Origin of the sequence: Alteromonas sp. Cnat3-28 (genome assembly GCF_022348265.1) — a bacterium.
Taxonomy (GTDB): Bacteria; Pseudomonadota; Gammaproteobacteria; order Enterobacterales; family Alteromonadaceae; genus Alteromonas; species Alteromonas macleodii.
In genome coordinates this window covers 157,545-173,427 of sequence record NZ_JAKREY010000007.1, presented here as the reverse complement: position 1 = coordinate 173,427, position 15,883 = coordinate 157,545, and the positions used below count along the sequence as shown (strand labels likewise).

The following is a 15,883-nucleotide window of genomic DNA, read 5'->3' as shown; positions in this document are numbered from 1 at the left end:
ATCAAGCCTTTGGCCTTTACAAAAGCGGAGCCTGCAAGGCACAAGCTCGCTTGTTTAGAAGACTAGAGCAGCTTGCTCTACGCTACCTGATTGTTTGTGCCCCAACTATAGGCAACAATGGCACTGATCTCTTGCAAAGAACGGCCGCTTTCCTCATGCCATTGCGCAAATGCCGCATTGGCCGCCGACAGCGACTTTTTCGAGGTTAAGCCACCGTCGATAATTTCATTCTTTCGCAAGTAATCTTCCACGTCACGAGAGAATAAAAACGTGTCTATGCCTAGTGCACGAAGCATGTAGGGGCCGGTGTTACCGCCTAATCGCGCACCGCGTTTTTTCAAAAACGCCCAAAGCTCAGTGATATTGTCTTTTTCAAAGCCTGCTACGAACTTACCAAAGCTACCGTGCTCCAGGGCTACGTCTTTGATCATCATGGCATTGTCACGCACTGTCATCACATTTTTATAGTTGCGAACAATGCGCTTATCTGACGCTTTTTGCTCTAGCATTTCATCAGGCATCAACAACACTTTATCAATATCGAACCCGAAAAATACGGTTTCAAAGTCGGGCCATTTTTGCTCGATAACTCGCCAAACGAAGCCCGACTGGAACACTTTTTTGGTCATCGCCGCTAAAAAGCGGTCGTCAGGAATTGCTTCAATTTGCGCTTTAGAAAGTGGTGCTTGGAGCATGGCTTCAAGAACCCTTTCACCGCCTTTGCGCTCACACGCTCGGCGGTAGATAGATTGAAAAGACTCTAATTTAGACTCTTTCATGTGTGCCTAGCCTTTAATACCGCTGTGACGAAGCAAAGCGTCAACTTGCGGCTCGCGCCCTCTAAAAGCAACAAACAAGTCCATAGGAGGCTTACTGCCGCCCATTTCTAAAATGTTTTCTAAGAACGCTTTGCCCGTATCGCGGTTAAAAATGCCATCCTCTTCAAACTTGCTGTACGCGTCGGCAGAAAGCACCTCGGCCCACTTATAGCTGTAATAGCCCGCTGCGTATCCACCAGCAAATATGTGACCAAAGCCGTTTTGGAAACGGTTAAACGATGGAGGAATGACCACGGCCACCTCTTCACGCACTTTATCCAATGTGCCCTGTACGTCTACCTCACTGCCCTTTTCGCTATGCAGTAAGAAGTCGAAAAGACTGAATTCAAGCTGGCGTACCATCTGCATCGCTGACTGGTAATCCCGTGCAGCAAGCATACGTTCTAATAAATCAGCAGGAAGCGGTTCGCCAGTTTCATAGTGACCAGAGATAAAGTTAAGCGCGTCTTCTTCCCAGCACCAGTTTTCTAAAAACTGACTTGGCAGTTCAACCGCATCCCATGGCACACCGTTAATACCGGACACACCGGCTACGCGCATTTTAGTAAGCATGTGATGGATCCCATGACCAAACTCATGGAACATGGTCACCACTTCATCGTGTGTGAATAGCGCTGGCTTATCCCCTACAGGTGCGTTGAAGTTACAGGTAAGGTACGCAACGGGTAGCTGCAATTCGCCATTCATTTTTTCACGACGTACGCGACATTCATCCATCCACGCGCCGCCACGCTTTTTAGCTCGTGCGTATAAGTCTAGGTAAAAGCTGCCGCGCATCACATCAGCATCGTCAGTAATGGTGAAGTAACGTACATCTTTGTGCCACGTATCAATGCCAGGCTGCTCAATAATTTTTAAGCCGTACAGGCGATGTACAACTTCGAATAAACCAGACAGCACTTTATCTTCAGGGAAATAAGGCCGAAGCATTTCATCAGAAATCGTGTACTTTTCCTGTTTCAGTTTCTCGCTGTAATACGGTAAATCCCATGCCGCTAGCTCGCTGACACCATGCTTGTCTTTCGCGTACGCTCGTACTTCTTCAAGCTCTTTCTCTGCCTGAGGCTTAGACTTAGCCGCCAAATCACGCAAGAAACCGATGACCTGATCGGTAGAATCCGCCATTTTAGTCGCTAGTGAACGCTCTGCATAACTTGAAAAACCTAACAATTCAGCCAGTTCAGTACGCAGCGTTAAGGTTTCTTTGATTATATCGGTGTTATCCCACTTACCCGCATTAGGGCCTTGATCAGACGCTTTTGTTGCATAGGCGCGATACATTTCTTCGCGAAGTTCGCGATTATCGGCGTAAAGCATGACTGGCAAATAAGACGGAATGTCTAACGTAAATAACCAGCCTTGTAAGTCTTTTTGGTGCGCAGCTTGCGCTGCTGCTTCAAGGGCTGACTCTGGCATACCGGCAAGTTCAGCTTCATCGGTAATGTGTTTAGTCCAGCCCATAGTGGCGTCCATCACATTATTGGAAAAGGTTGATGATAGCTCGCTAAGCTTTGCCTGAATCTCTGCAAAACGCTTCTTTTGCTCTGCGGGAAGCGCTACACCAGACAATGTGAAATCGCGAACGGCGTTTTCAATCACTTTCTGCTGCTCTTCGCTTAAGGTCGCAAATTCGTCAGACGCTTTGAGGGAAGCGTAGGCATTGTAAAGGCCTTCGTGCTGGCCTACCCAAGTTCCGTATTCAGATAATAATGGTAAACACGCATCGTGGGCTTCACGCAATTCATCGCTGCTCACCACGCTATTCATATGAGAAACGGGTGAAAATATTTTACTTAAACGATCATCGGCCTCTTCAAGGCGCAGCACTAAATTCTGGTAAGAGTAATCTTTCGACGCCACGACCTCATCTATTTCGCTTTTGCACGCCGCAATGGCTTTTTCAATTGCAGGCTTGATAGAGGCAGGTTCAATAGCAGAAAAAATTGGTAGACCATCTACCATTTCAATTGCAGGGGTTGTCATAATCTTTTTCACTCTTAACACTTTGATAGAATAATGATGGGGCTTCGCTGATTAAAAGCAAGCTATTGTTTTAGCCACTGTTGACCTATTTTGAACTTACTTGCCGTCAACGTGCATGGATCATGATTATTGCCTATATTTACGAATTCAATGAATGCCGCTGCACCGTTTTTCTTAATGCCCCTCATAAAAACTGAACAACACAGTCAGCTCCGCCAAGCGCTGTCACAAATGTCACATTTCATCCTTTTGTCTACTTTGTCCCTTCGCTGTTCAGCGTCTATAATTTCGATTAATAAATCTACAAGGCATAGATATGAAAACGTTGACCTCAGGCGAAATAGCCTCGTATTGCGATGTAAATCTGCGCACCGTAATTCGATGGATCGAAAGCGGCAAGCTGAAAGGCTTCAAACTTCCTGGGCGTGGAAACAACAGAGTATTAGTAGAAGATTTTGTCGCCTTTCTTGAACGACACGACATGCCAATTCCCGATTCATTGAAAGGCATTGCCACGCCCTCAATATTAATTGTTGACGATGAAATGCCAGTTGCCAAGTCTATTCAGCGCGTGGCCAGGCGGGCGGGTTATGAGTCGTATATCGCTACAGGCGGCTTCCAAGCGGGGATTATGCTGAGCCAATACGAGCCCAAAGTCATGACCCTCGATTTAAGTATGCCAGGCATGGACGGTTACAGCGTTATCGAATTCACGCGAGATCAGAGTAAATATAAAGATCTCAAAATTGTGGTCATATCGGCACTCGATGAAATTAGCCTGGAGCGCGCGCTTGAGATAGGGGCTGATGCCGCCTTACAAAAGCCGTTCTCAAATCATGACTTAACAATGGTCCTTGAGCAGTTTATGTCGATGTAAATCGATTTAAAGGGAGTGACATTATGGCTTGGTTATCGCGATTCGCTCTTTTAAGTTTGCTTGTAGGTGTTTGCGCATTACCGACAAATGCTAAACCCCTTACTTTTGCTGTTGTACCTCAACAGTCTGCCAAGAAAATGGCTGAAACATGGCAACCCTTAATCGACTATGTGAGCAATTACACCGGTTTTGAGATTGATTTTAAAACCGCAAAAGACATTCCTACTTTTGAGGCGAATCTCGCCGACGGCAAATATGATATTGCCTATATGAACCCCTACCACTTTGTGGTTTTTAATGAATCTGCAGACTACCGCGCGCTTGCGCGCCAGCGCGATAAAGAAATTCGCGGCTTACTTGTTGTACATAAAGACAGCCCCATACGCTCTCTTGATGACTTAAGCGGTACTGAAGTAGCCTTCCCAGCGCCTGCTGCGTTTGCTGCCACAATTATCACAAGCGCTCACTTACGGATGAAAAAAATTGCTTTTGTACCACGCTACGTCAATTCTCATGACTCTGTATACCTCGCAGTACAACGGGGATTTTTCAATGCTGGGGGTGGCATTGTCCGTACGCTCAACAGTTCACCTGATGACGTTAAACAAGAATTACGCATCCTATGGAAGAGCAAGGGTTATACGCCTCATGCTATCGCAACCCATCCAAATATGGCGCTCGCTGACAGACAAGCTATTCTTAATGCATTACTTGCTTTGTCGAATGACACAAGTAAGTCTTGGATTTTAAAAGGTATTGGGTTTAACGGCTTTATAGCGTCAAACGACAGTGATTGGGACGACGTGAGAGCATTGGGAATAGCATCGCTATCGAGGCCGCATTTATGAGTAGACTCGTATGAAACTGTCGTTGCGTATAAAAACAATAACAGGTATCGCATCAATAGCAGCGCTTTTGCTGCTAGTGCTCATTGTGACGGTGTTTCAGCTACTTAATGACCTTGTCGATAGTAACATAAAGAAGTCAGCCGACACCACGGTTGCCCTTTTTGTTTCGACGACAAAAAATGCCTTTTTAAGCTACGACCTTGCAGCTCTAGATGCCGACGTCTCAGAAATCCTTACCAACCCCAATATTGCTTACGTCAAAGTTAAAGACAAATTAGGCAGAGTTTTCGTAGAAAAGGGTAACACCAACGCACTAAACCGCCCTTTTACTGCCGACATAAGTGTTTCAGACGCTGATGATGGTATTTACGACACCCGAGCCCCCATCATGGTGAACAGGACTTTGTACGGCTATGTAGAGATTGGGCTTAACATTGCTTCAGTAACTGAATCAGTATCGAGGGTGAGAAACTGGACAGTTACACTGGCTTTTCTAGAATTTATTTTGGTCGGATTGTGCTCTTACTTACTTGGTTCTTACCTGATGTCACAACTTCATCAATTACACGAAGGCGCTAAACGTTTAGGTGATGCAGTAAAAAACAACAGCTATCAAGATGTTTTTGTTCCCGTGCGCGGCACTGATGAGTTAAGCGAACTGGCAGAGGCATTTAATCAACTGGTTGAGCGTTTAAAAGAAGAACATGCGCAGCTTCAATACGCGCAAGATGAGCTTAAAGAGCTTAACACGCTACTTGAAGAAAAGGTTCAGGATAGAACCGCATTGCTGCATCAGAAAAACTATCAACTCCAAGAGGCCAATAAAGATCTAAAAGAGACCCAAGTACAACTACTTCAAGCTGAGAAAATGGCGTCAGTTGGCCAGCTAGCAGCGGGGGTCGCCCATGAAATTAACAATCCTGTGGGTTTTGTCAGCAGCAACATATCCACCTTAAGCGAGTACGTTGCTACCTACCAAATGATATTCTCACAAATTAACGCGGTACTTAATGAGCAAGACGAGAGTAAGCGTGCTTCTGCCTTGGCAGAACTAGAAAAAATGTTAGCTAATCAGAATATGGCGTTTATCAATGAAGATATCACCGACCTTCTCAGCGATTCGAGAGACGGTTTAAGTCGGGTTGCTGAAATTGTAAAAGGGTTAAGGCTATTCTCTCGTGTAGACAGTGACCACATGCAGCAGCACAACATTAATGATTGTGTACGCACTACCCTTGCCATGGTGAACAACCAATTAAAGTATATTTGTACTGTCGAAGCGCATTTAGGCAAAGTCCCTGACGTTGCCATGAATGTAGGCAAGGTTTCTCAGGTTGTTACCAACTTACTCATTAACGCGGGTCAAGCGATAGAGAGCACGGGTAAGAACGGTAAGATAACTATTACCACATGTACTGCGGGCAAGTTTGTCGAGCTTCGTGTAGAAGACACTGGCTGCGGTATTCCATCAAGTCATTTAGACAAACTCTTCAACCCATTTTTTACAACTAAACCTGAAGGGCAAGGCACTGGCCTGGGTCTTTCAATTTCGTTTGGCATTGCTCAAGAGCATGGCGGCACGCTCTCAGCCACCAGTAAAGAGGGAGAAGGAAGCATATTTACATTAGCGCTCCCCCTTGTTTTACACTCAGATAAAACATTAGAGAGCGAAGGATGAATCAACTAATAGTGTTATCAAGCAGCATTGCGTGTAATAGTTGTAACGTCGCTTATAAGGATAATAATTTATGACAGAGCCTACTACAGAACAAGCCACGACCTACACGGTTCTATTTGTCGACGACGAGCCGAATATCCTTCGCGCTATTAAGCGTGCGCTGTTCACTATGGACATCACCTTACTGCTTGCTGATAGTGGTGCCAAAGCGTTAGATCTAATGAGTAAACACGATGTTCATGTAGTTATTTCTGACATGAAAATGCCGCAGATGTCAGGTGCGGAATTACTCGAACAGGTCGCTATCAATTATCCCGAGACTTTTAGAGTTGTGCTCACTGGCTATGCCGACATTGAGTCAACAATTAAAGCTGTAAACCAAGGCAAGATACACCGTTACCTGCAAAAGCCATGGGACAACCAAGAGCTTATCGCTGTTGTAGAAGAAGGCTTAGAACGCGTTAAGTTAAAGGCGGAAAACCTTCGTCTACAAAAACTAACACGACTGCAAAATAAAAAGCTACGCGACGTAAATGCCTCACTAGAACAAGTGGTTCAAAAGCGCACGCGCCAGATAAAAGCAGCGCTAAATAAAATCGAAAAACACAACCTTGCAATGGAGCAGGTGCTGTTCAACGTGATAAGCATTAACCCTGACATTAATGGTAAGTTTGCCATTGAGGTTAGCGAGTTGGCATCAAAACTGGCGCGTATTGCTCGGTTAGAGAAAGAAGAAATCAAACAGGTGCGTTATGCTGGCCTTATCTGCGAGCTTGGGTTACTAGGGCTTGAAAGCGAAGATTTTAAGGCGCCATTTTCAAAGCTTAAATATCAACAGCAGCAAAACTATCTATCGCAAACCAAGCAGGCTGCGTTAATACTTGCTCCGGCTCATGAACTACATCAAGTTTCTGACATTATTGAATTTCAGTTCGAGCACTATAATGGCTCAGGCTTGTATAACAAAGTTGCAAAAGAAATTCCTGCTGGCGCGCGTATCTTGGCCATAGCCCGAGATTACTGGCGCTTAGTAACCGGCAGAATGAGCGGTATCGAAATGAGCCCTCGCGATGCCAAACTAGAAATGAAAAAGCACAGAAACACCCGCTATGACGGTGAATTTTTGGACCTGTTACTCGAAGCAGAAGATGTAACGACATCTAAACTGCTTTCTACATCATTGAAAGCCTCGCAGCTCAAAGCAGGCATGGTACTAGCCCAAAATTTGTATAACGATAGTCACATCCTTATCCTTCCCGAGGGACATGTGTTTAGTGATGCCACCATTCAAAAACTCGTACACTTTGAAGAAGAACGTGGAAAAGCGTTTAGTATTCAAATAGAACCAGAAGAGCTTTCTGCTACTATAAGTGAATAAGCTTTAAAGATTACGTGCTGAAAACAGGATGAGCGATGCATGAATATGCTTCGCTTTGTCTTAGCCTTTTAATTAGGTCGCACTGTCCCCATTGATAAACTAAATGAAATTCCCTAAAGCAAATCTCGGTCTTTTAATCACTCTTTATGACAAGACCGATAGAGAATGATTTGCTGTGCGAACCTACCGAAGGCATCTGTGCTTATCGTTTATGTTCGCCTAACCGACAAAGAAGGCTTTTTGAATGACACATTTTGATTATATATGTATTGGCGGTGGCAGCGGTGGTATCGCATCTGCAAACCGTGCAGCTAAACATGGAAAGAAGGCCGCCATTATTGAAGCGAAAGATATTGGCGGTACTTGCGTGAACGTTGGCTGCGTGCCTAAAAAAGCCATGTGGTACGGAGCACAGGTGGCTGAAGCCATACATCGCTATGCACCTGAATACGGGTTCGATTTGTCGGTAAATCACTTTAGCTGGGACAGCCTGATTGCCAGCCGCCAGGCTTATATTGAGCGTATTCATGCTTCTTACGACCGCGCTCTTACCGCAAATGACGTTACCTTAATTCGCGGTTTCGCGAAGTTTATCGATAACAACACGGTAGAAGTCAACGGCGAAAAGTACACGGCTGATCATATTACGATTGCTGTAGGCGGCCGCCCAATCATCCCAGATATTGAAGGTGCTGAGTACGGTATTGATTCTGATGGTTTCTTTGCCTTAAAAGAGCAGCCGAAACGCGCTGTCGTGGTTGGCGCAGGCTACATTGGGGTTGAACTGGCAGGCGTTCTTCACGCCCTTGGCACAGAATCGCACCTGGTAGTTCGCAAACACGCCCCACTTAGAAATTTCGACCCTATTATTCACGAAACTTTGGTTGACATGATCCATGCTGAAGGTTGCAAATTGCACGACCATGCTAGCGTAGAGAAAGTGGAAAAAGCTGACGATGGCGAGCTATCAGTACACTTAACCAATGGAGAAGTGTTAAAAGCTGACTGCTTGATTTGGGCGATTGGCCGCAAACCCTCTACCGACAAAATTGATATTGAAAATACCGACGTTGAACTGAACGACAACGGCACGGTTAAGGTAGATAAATATCAAAACACCACGGCAAAGAATGTCTACGCGGTTGGTGATATTACCGGTGAAGCAGAGCTTACTCCGGTGGCAGTTAAAGCGGGTCGCTTGCTAAGCGAACGCTTATTCAACGGCCAAAAAGACGCTCACATGGATTACTCGCTTATTCCAACCGTTGTATTTAGTCATCCACCCATTGGCACTATTGGCCTAACCGAGCCAGAAGCTATTGAAGAATACGGTGAAGACAACGTTAAAGTGTACACCTCTAGTTTTGCGTCTATGTACACCGCGGTAACCCGCCATCGTCAAATGACAAAGATGAAGCTTGTATGTACGGGTAAAGACGAAAAAGTGGTAGGCCTTCACGGTATTGGGCACGGCATGGACGAAATTCTGCAAGGCTTCGCCGTTGCCATAAAAATGGGGGCGACCAAAGCTGACTTTGATGCGTGTGTAGCTATTCACCCTACCAGTGCAGAAGAGTTTGTTACTATGTAGATCGCGTTCTGGAATGTTAGACTGTAGCTGAGCACTTTCTGGAAAATGTACTACCCTTTAGAAATTCTTAGATTCATTCGGGGTAGTACATGACTTACGTGATTCAATCAAATCCCTTCTCTGTGCTTCCCCTTTCGGTACCCAATAGTGGGCATATTAAGCTGGAAGGTATCCCAACTTTTTACTATTCAAACCACGAATATATTACACCTGTAAATCTTTGGATAAATCATCTAGTCAACTACAGGAAGGCGAAAGATTTAAACTCCACGGTTCGTGCTTTAAAGCGCTACTTTAATTTCTTGGAAGAAAACTCATTATCTTGGGATAAATTTCCGACTGCTAAATATTTAAGACCTACCTATAGGTTTAGAAACGATAATTTACTAACAAACGCAAGGCTAGGACAAATCCAGTTCTCTACGGCATCTCTTTACATGAGGCATGTCGTAAAGTTTTACGAGTGGTGTATTCACCAAAAATTTCTTAACGTTAACGAATCCGGTAAACCATTTGACTACGAGATGGTGAAAATCAGAAACACCAGAATGATGAATCATCTTAACCCTCATTACATTGTCAGTAGCACGGACCTTCGCGTAAAAGTTCCTTTAAAAGAGCGAGTGCAATCACTCAATCCGCTATCAAAAAATGAGCTAGAGCCCTTTGCGAAAGCACTCTCCACGTTCAACATAGAGTTTATAATCCATCAACTCTTGCAAGTACAATCAGGTTTGAGATTACAGGAAGCATGTACTTTCCCATTATGTTTAGCGTGGGAACTTGAGTTTTCCGATAAATCAGAAGTGAAAATTGGTCCGATGAATGGTGTAGCTACAAAGTATGGAAAAGAAAGAAAAGTCGAAATCTCTCCCAGCCTCAGAGCTCTACTTGTTGGCTATGCAAAATCAAAAAGGCGCAGGCTAAGGCTCAAAAAGAACAATAGTTCATTTTTGCTAGTCTCGAAATCAGGTGCTCCATTTAGTCCTAACAACGTTCAGCAATCGTTTAGAAGATTAAGAAACGCTGTTGAGCGTGAAACGTCTTCGCTATTTTCTCATACCACTCATGACCTCAGAGCCACGTACTGTACGTACCGCCTTGCATCGCTTTTAGAGATAGGGATGCAAAAAGACGCAGTAACACAAATGATGGCATGGATGGGACACAGTAGTGAAGCAACAACTTGGAAGTACGTCGACTTCTTGGAGCGTAAAAAAAACGTTAGAGAAGCAGCAAGCTTTCTAGATACCATTCTTGAAGAGTCGCTATATGAGTCAATCTGAGCAAGATAAAAGCCTCATCATTAGTTTGAAAGTAGGGATAGCTCGGTATCAGCAATTCGACTTCAATAGATTTCGATACTTCAATGTGCCAAAAAAAAAGGAACTAACTGGTGGTAAATATGCAAATAGAGACGAACTTGTTCGACGCTGGTTTACAGCTCTTTATGATGATCAAACCTACTCAGACAGGACGAAATTTGGGTACGTCAATGATCTTGTAAGATATGTAAAATTTGTAGATTCATCGAATCTCGACTTGGAAACACGCGAGTCCATAGTTGCGTGGGAAAGGCATCAGGTCGAAAAAGTGAGGCTTGGCTCCTTGAACGTCAATACAGCTCGAAAAAGAACAAGTTCTATAAAGTGCATGCTTACTATACTAGGGTTACCTTGCAAGGATTGGTTTTCTCCGAGAGGTCTTTTCAGACGCGAGCTGAACCCTACTGAGGGCTATTCAGACTTTGAACTCAAGTCCCTTTTAAAACCAATCTACTCAACGTTTAATAAGCTCTTTGAACAAATACTCAGCACTCCAGAACTGCACTTGTACACAGAGCCAAGAGTTGCAACTGCAGAAATTGCTTTCGGGCCCCGGAGAATAGAAGTTGCGGGGGCCATCACAAAATGTTTTTCACTTGGTTATTTCCTCATGTCTTATTTTACCTGGGGAAACATGACGTCCTTATTATCTATGAAAAAGTTTAAGGAAAGTAACTTCAACGAAGAACACATTTACTCACAAAGCGTTTTAAAAGCCAGAGCGAATAAGTACGTAACAATATCAATTGGAGAAAACAATCGTCAAAATGTACCAAAACATTCACTGCGATTCATAAAGAAGCTCTTAAAGTTAAGTCACACTATCGCGCCGAATAACGAGCATTTGTTTTTTATGGCTTGTAGGGGCAAGTTAAAGCCTCTTGAACCAAGTCATCTAAAACATACTAGTATTTGGCTCCAATCCACCTTTAATTTAGTTACGGATGACAACCTACCGCTCAGGCCTATGGCAAAGAGATTCAGGGCGACTGGCAGTGCTCGATACTTAGATTTAACAGGCGACTATGCTGGCGCTTCTATTTTATTAGGCAATACACCAAAGACTCTCCGTCAGCACTATACTACGGGTAATCCGATAGAAAATAAAAGGCAATTACAAGCTGCCACTCATACATTGGAAGCTGTTGCACGATGTTCTGACCTTGCCCAGGCGAAAAGCTATGCAAAATCGAAACTGGATGTTGAAGTACTTCCCTATGAGCAATTTCTTGCTAAGTATGGTGACTTAAATAAGCACTCTCAAAAGACAGCTCTTGGTTCTGGATGTATTTCTCCTTTCGGTAAACAAGCTAGTGTTTACAAACGAAAAATGAATTTAAGTCCAATGCACTTTGATGTTGATCACTTGGCTTGTGCCGATATCTTGAATTGCTTCGATTGCCCCAATCAGGTAATTATCGAAGAAGTTGAGGATATTTGGTGCTTAATGAGTTTTCGGGAAGTAATTGAGGAGTCAATTATCGACCATAAAAGTCATTCTCAGTTCGTTAGAAACTTTGCTTCACTGGTTGAAAAAATAGACTTGTGTATTTTTAGCGTTGACCCGAAGGTACGCCGTAAAGCAACTAAAAAGCTCAAACAGGAAGGTCGTCACCCCATTTGGCCTGAAGGTATAAATTACAACTTTTAGAGAGCACGATGCAAATACTTCTTAGTCTTCCTGGAAATGTAGTGAATGAAAACCTCGATGGTTTTCAAAAAGTACTTGAATCCTATAGTAAGTTGGACTTCAAGTATCTAGATAACGTGCCAGTGACTAAAGACCATGCGGGGACTACAGTTAGCTACTTTGGCGATGAAGAGTGGATTTTATCTGCTTACATAGATAGAAAGATAACCAACAAGGATAAAATCACTTTTTCAGAGATCAGTTCTTTTGAACTTGCTACAGAGTTGAAAATGATTTGTTTTTCTTGGCTTTACACTAATGCAGGCAGAGGGAACTCTTACCCACTGAAGCCATCAACAATTATCTTTCAGCACAGTAAGTTGCTACAAGTCTATAAGTTTTTGGAAAAAATGAAATGGGCTAGCATTTCCAAACTGTCGCATGCCGTTTTGTTTTATGAATTTTGTACATACTTAACATCTTTGCAATACAGTTATGGCAACACCGTCCAGATATTCAGCATGTTGAATAAAGTACAAAGGGCGGATCACATTCTTCCCATAGGCCTAGTAATCCCTACCGATCAAAGCACGAAAGCCTTAGCAATTGAATGCTGCGCGGTTGAAAAGACTAAACCAAATCAGTTTTACGCTATGCCTACAAGTATCATGGAGAAAATTTATTCGAGAGCAATCGATTATATTGAAAAACTCTATCCGTATAGAGTTTTGCTAAGTGAACTGATACGAGAGTTGCGCATAAATTACGAAGTAGGCAAAAAGGTTGTTGATCGCAAAATAAATGACGGGAGTTGGAAGTGGTTAACCCCAAATTCCGCAGACTATAGGGTAGAGGTAAATAAAGCTAAGCCTCAGAGCTACTCATCCATTATTGAGTTGTATCTTCAAGGGACGCCATTAGAAAAACATATTTTACCCTGGCGACAATTTGAGTCGTGGTTATCAAAAATCCAGGCCGCTTGTTATATCGTTTGCGCAGCATTTACAGGAATGCGACGCAGCGAACTGTACTCTTTGCATCCCGATAGTTTTAAGACTAGAACGTACAACGGTAAAATCATTCACACTGTACAATCATACCACCACAAGATGACACAAGGACGAGGACAACTATCTGAGTGGGTAACAACAACTATCGTAGGAGACGCCATCTCACTCGCTGAGGCATTGACGCAATATATGCGAGAACAACTGTTCAATCATCCAGACCCGATGAAAAACCACGAGGCGAGTTGTTTATGGCTTACTCAAACAAAGAAAAGTGAAGCTCCAAAGATCATCTATGAAGGGCATTTTCGCAACAAATTTAATGAGATAGCTAAAGAGGCAGGAGCAATTGTAGATGACGAGGCCCTTGAAGAATTTTACTTGATCAACCCAAACCAAAACTCTGTTTTATCTAATAAAAAAATTGCACTTGGATATATATGGCCCATTACTTCTCATCAATTTCGAAGAACTTTTGCCGTATTTGTAAGACGCCACAACCTCTGTTCCACGATAGCCGTTAAAGAACAGTTTAAACATTTGGATATACCAACCAGTGAGTGGTACGAAGAAGGCGGTGCGGCAGCAGTACTTAGAGGGATTAATACCGATAGCGAGCTGTCAGAATTGATAAAAAATGTTCGTAATGAAGTTATTACTGAAACTGTTTTTAAGTGGTACAACCGAAAAGATAAATTATTTGGCAAGCGCGGCCTTGAAATAATGAAAGATAGAGGGTCAATTCCAACAGAGCATAAAAGTTGGCAAGAAATTCACAATCACGTTAAAGCTGGCAGAATAGACTTTGTAGGAACGTTACACTCCTATTGCTTAGCAGGATATCAATGCCAAATGAGCAAGGTCGCCTCACCAGCAAATTGTTTTAAATGTGAAAATCAGTTAATAGATGAAGAACAAGCGAAGGGCTGGTCAATAAGACACCAACAATGTATCCAGCAGATAAAATACCTTAAGAGTATAGATTCTTTTTCTAGTTCTATTGAAAGCCATTACCTTTCACAAATTAAAGCAGCCGAGCGAGTCATGCACTTCTTTAACATTCCATTTTCTGAGTACAAACAAGACGGGGGAAGTGATGACTAAATCAGAAGTTACGAGAGCGAGGATTGAAGAGGCTCTAGACAGAATACTGAATAAAGCCACAACAATTGTCCCGTACTCCCAAAAGCTCTCGGTTAAAGCGGTTGAGGAGGAAGCAGGCCTAGGCAGCGGTTCAATATACTATTACGAAGATATTGCCGAAAAAATTTGGGCTTTAAAAAAACAAAGCTATTCAGTGAGTATGATACCCGAACACTCCTCAGACGCTCTTTCAAAACTGAGGTTACGACTCAAAAAAGAAATTAAATTGAAAAGAAAGTACAAGAGCGAAGTAGCTGAGCTTCGTGAAAGGCTATCCAATATGGCTAGCCAGCACAATTCTTTTGCATTAACCATCGAAGAGTACAAACAGAGAGTGGCAGAATTAGAGTACCAGTTAACAAATGAATAGCATGTCTAATTTATCTTGTATCGTCACATCGAAATCACTTGGTGTTCACACGCTTGTGTGGAGTAGGCAACATTTGATTTAACAAAATTGCTAGAAAGCTTGCGCAAATCTGACAGTTTCTCATTGCACATACTGCGCTCGCACTCTCATTGAAGCTCATTGGCATCCATTAGTGCGTAAGAACTTGTCTGTAAAAGCATACTAGGTTAATTGGTTGCAGATCCTGTGTTTTGGGAGATACTGGATGCAGCAAAGATAAAGCTTAAAAAAATAATGGGCTGAACATCCATTGGACCAACGTTCTCATAGTATTTACACATTCGCGTTTTTATTGATGCGTATATTATTCCCTAGTCAAACTTAATTCGGCTTGTATCAAACGGCTAATTACTGTGAATTTTAATGGTGTGCGGTTTGAATAACGAGAAGGTGCAAATCCAAACAGCTGTTTAAACGTTTTACTCATATGAGGTAAGTCAGAAAAACCCGAAGCATGGGCAGCCTCAGTCAATGTTGCTGACTTACTCAGTTGTTCTATTGCGGCGCGCACACGCCACCAGACAATAAAACGACTAATAGGTATACCCACTTCTTGCTTAAAAAGATGTGTTAGACGACTTGGGGACAAGAAAACCTTCGATGATAAAAACGCCATATCGATTGCACAACCTCTCTGCGAAGCAATAATGTCGATGACCGCTCGTACCCGTTTATCCTCAGGGCGCGATGAAAGCGCAGGACTATAGACTAGCCCTACCGCTTTATTTACTGTTTTCCACACTTTGTCGATATCGACGTCAGTAAATAGATGCTGAGAAATGGATCCCAATTCTTTGCTAGTAAGCGGCAGAGTATTAATTCCATCACTCTTGGCTTGACGTAAGGCTTTGAGAAATTGTTGGTTTTGCCTATCTTCAGGCTCTAAATAGATGACTACAATCTGATTGTCCTGTGCCAAAATCTTGTGAGGGACATCTTCGAAAATCACAATACATTGTCCGGTGTGAATACTTTGTGCCTTGTAATCTTGAACCGAGATGTCTTTGTCTAAACCAATGCAAATTTGGACAGCATGATGTGCATGAACATCATTATCAGGACTGATTCCGATGTAAATCGCTTTGTAGGGCCACAAATGAATATGCATGGCTGACTCAGTATCAAAAGTTCAGGCTATTGATTTTTGCCTTATAAATCTATACGCATGAAGAATG

Annotated in this window: 12 protein-coding genes; 9 read left to right on the top strand and 3 right to left on the bottom strand. The window is 43.0% G+C overall.

Going from position 1 to position 15,883, the window contains the following annotated elements; genetic code table 11:
* Positions 1 to 77 precede the first annotated feature (77 nt).
* Both MHM87_RS09540 and prlC read right to left on the bottom strand, forming a co-directional pair.
* A complete protein-coding gene (locus MHM87_RS09540; RefSeq protein WP_239258819.1) occupies positions 78 to 779 on the bottom strand; it encodes a DNA-3-methyladenine glycosylase I in 702 nt (233 codons plus the stop codon).
* Positions 780 to 785: 6 nt separating this feature from the next.
* The gene (gene prlC / locus MHM87_RS09535) at positions 786 to 2,822 is read right to left on the bottom strand and encodes an oligopeptidase A (RefSeq protein WP_014977551.1); all 2,037 of its coding nucleotides are present in this window, start codon (positions 2,820 to 2,822) and stop codon (positions 786 to 788) included.
* A 316-nt stretch (positions 2,823 to 3,138) separates the two neighbouring features.
* Here prlC and MHM87_RS09530 point away from each other — a divergent pair, with 316 nt between their 5' ends.
* The 9 genes from MHM87_RS09530 (at position 3,139) to MHM87_RS09490 (ending at position 14,669) form a co-directional block, all read left to right on the top strand.
* On the top strand, positions 3,139 to 3,699 hold the full coding sequence (locus MHM87_RS09530; RefSeq protein WP_239258817.1) for a response regulator: 561 nt from the start codon (positions 3,139 to 3,141) through the stop codon (positions 3,697 to 3,699).
* Between the two features lie 23 nt (positions 3,700 to 3,722).
* Positions 3,723 to 4,547, top strand: a complete 825-nt coding sequence (locus tag MHM87_RS09525) for a phosphate/phosphite/phosphonate ABC transporter substrate-binding protein (RefSeq protein WP_239258815.1) — start codon at positions 3,723 to 3,725, stop codon at positions 4,545 to 4,547.
* Between the two features lie 10 nt (positions 4,548 to 4,557).
* Complete coding sequence (locus tag MHM87_RS09520) at positions 4,558 to 6,225, top strand: ATP-binding protein (protein WP_239258813.1); 1,668 nt, start codon at positions 4,558 to 4,560, stop codon at positions 6,223 to 6,225.
* A gap of 70 nt (positions 6,226 to 6,295) precedes the next feature.
* Positions 6,296 to 7,603: a response regulator gene (locus MHM87_RS09515; protein ID WP_014977555.1), complete on the top strand. Its 1,308-nt coding sequence runs from the start codon at positions 6,296 to 6,298 to the stop codon at positions 7,601 to 7,603.
* A gap of 244 nt (positions 7,604 to 7,847) precedes the next feature.
* Entirely contained in the window at positions 7,848 to 9,194 is a 1,347-nt protein-coding gene (gorA, locus tag MHM87_RS09510) for a glutathione-disulfide reductase (RefSeq protein ID WP_239258810.1), read from the top strand.
* Positions 9,195 to 9,283: 89 nt separating this feature from the next.
* Positions 9,284 to 10,480 carry a site-specific integrase gene (locus MHM87_RS09505; RefSeq protein ID WP_239247443.1) on the top strand — a complete coding sequence of 399 codons (1,197 nt, stop codon included), beginning with the start codon at positions 9,284 to 9,286 and terminating at the stop codon, positions 10,478 to 10,480.
* A complete protein-coding gene (locus tag MHM87_RS09500; RefSeq protein WP_239247441.1) occupies positions 10,467 to 12,170 on the top strand; it encodes a hypothetical protein in 1,704 nt (567 codons plus the stop codon). Before MHM87_RS09505 ends, MHM87_RS09500 begins: the two co-directional genes overlap by 14 nt.
* 8 nt (positions 12,171 to 12,178) lie before the next feature.
* Entirely contained in the window at positions 12,179 to 14,260 is a 2,082-nt protein-coding gene (locus MHM87_RS09495; protein WP_239258808.1) for an integrase, read from the top strand.
* Positions 14,253 to 14,669 carry a hypothetical protein gene (locus tag MHM87_RS09490; protein WP_239258806.1) on the top strand — a complete coding sequence of 139 codons (417 nt, stop codon included), beginning with the start codon at positions 14,253 to 14,255 and terminating at the stop codon, positions 14,667 to 14,669. Before MHM87_RS09495 ends, MHM87_RS09490 begins: the two co-directional genes overlap by 8 nt.
* Positions 14,670 to 15,012: 343 nt before the next feature.
* Here MHM87_RS09490 and MHM87_RS09485 read toward each other — a convergent pair whose 3' ends face one another.
* A complete protein-coding gene (locus tag MHM87_RS09485; RefSeq protein WP_239247439.1) occupies positions 15,013 to 15,816 on the bottom strand; it encodes an AraC family transcriptional regulator in 804 nt (267 codons plus the stop codon).
* Positions 15,817 to 15,883: the final 67 nt, after the last annotated feature.